2 tRNA genes and 2 rRNA genes are annotated in these 1,377 nt (G+C 51.0%); all 4 read left to right on the top strand.

From position 1 onward, the window contains the following. Positions 1–143: ribosomal RNA gene (locus A9B99_RS15575) — 16S ribosomal RNA — on the top strand; the annotation flags it as partial. 75 nt (positions 144–218) lie between these two features. Beyond that, a tRNA-Ile gene (locus A9B99_RS15570) sits at positions 219–295 on the top strand. 121 nt (positions 296–416) lie between these two features. Beyond that, positions 417–492: transfer RNA gene (locus A9B99_RS15565), tRNA-Ala, on the top strand. A 161-nt stretch (positions 493–653) separates the two neighbouring features. Continuing rightward, a 23S ribosomal RNA gene (locus A9B99_RS15560) occupies positions 654–1,377 on the top strand; the annotation flags it as partial.

The following is a 1,377-nucleotide window of genomic DNA, read 5'->3' as shown; positions in this document are numbered from 1 at the left end:
CGCCCGTCACACCATGGGAGTGGGTTGCAAAAGAAGTAGGTAGCTTAACCTTCGGGAGGGCGCTTACCACTTTGTGATTCATGACTGGGGTGAAGTCGTAACAAGGTAACCGTAGGGGAACCTGCGGTTGGATCACCTCCTTACCTTAGAGATACGGTCTTTTGCAGTGCTCACACAGATTGTCTGATGAAAAGAAAAACGGGCAGTAAAACTTCTGCAGGCTTGTAGCTCAGGTGGTTAGAGCGCACCCCTGATAAGGGTGAGGTCGGTGGTTCAAGTCCACTCAGGCCTACCAAATTCCCTTTCATACTGCGTTGCAAAAACGCTCGCATAGTTTACTATGCGTCGCCTTTTCGCGTCTTGTCTGAAAGCGAATTATCGGTATCAGAAAGTTGCCAAACGATGGGGCTATCGATGGGGCTATAGCTCAGCTGGGAGAGCGCCTGCTTTGCACGCAGGAGGTCTGCGGTTCGATCCCGCATAGCTCCACCATCCCTGTCCGTTAAAATAGTTCAGAGTGTACTGAATCAGTATGCTGTGAAGTATTATGCTCTTTAAAAATCCGGAACAAGCTGAAAATTGAAACACAGAACAACGCAAGTTGTTCGTGAGTCTCTCAAAACTTACAGCACGAAGACATCTTCGGGTTGTGAGGTTAAGCGACTAAGCGTACACGGTGGATGCCCTGGCAGTCAGAGGCGATGAAGGACGTGCTAATCTGCGAAAAGCGCCGGTRAGGTGATATGAACCGTTATAACCGGCGATGTCCGAATGGGGAAACCCAGTGTGACTCGTCACACTATCATTAACTGAATCCATAGGTTAATGAGGCGAACCGGGAGAACTGAAACATCTAAGTACCCCGAGGAAAAGAAATCAACCGAGATTCCCCAAGTAGCGGCGAGCGAACGGGGAAGAGCCCAGAGTCTGAATCAGCAGGTGTGTTAGTGGAACGGTCCGGAATGGCCGGCGATACAGGGTGAAAGCCCCGTACACGAAAGCGCACCYGTTGTGAGCTCGATGAGTAGGGCGGGACACGTGGTATCCTGTCTGAATATGGGGGGACCATCCTCCAAGGCTAAATACTCCTGACTGACCGATAGTGAACCAGTACCGTGAGGGAAAGGCGAAAAGAACCCCGGCGAGGGGAGTGAAAAAGAACCTGAAACCGTGTACGTACAAGCAGTGGGAGCCCCACCACCAAAGCGTTTCGCTTTGCGTGGTGCGCAAAATGCGTAACGACAGCGCGACTGACGGTTAACGGAGCGTAAGCGACGTTCAACTTAAAAATCAGGCAGTGGAGCGTTTTGGGGTGGGGTGACTGCGTACCTTTTGTATAATGGGTCAGCGACTTATATTCTGTAGCAAGGTTAACCG

The sequence above is a fragment of the Mangrovibacter phragmitis genome (genome assembly GCF_001655675.1).
Taxonomy (GTDB): Bacteria; Pseudomonadota; Gammaproteobacteria; order Enterobacterales; family Enterobacteriaceae; genus Mangrovibacter; species Mangrovibacter phragmitis.
Note: the sequence above shows the minus strand (reverse complement) of the source record. Positions and strands in the feature narration are given on the sequence as shown.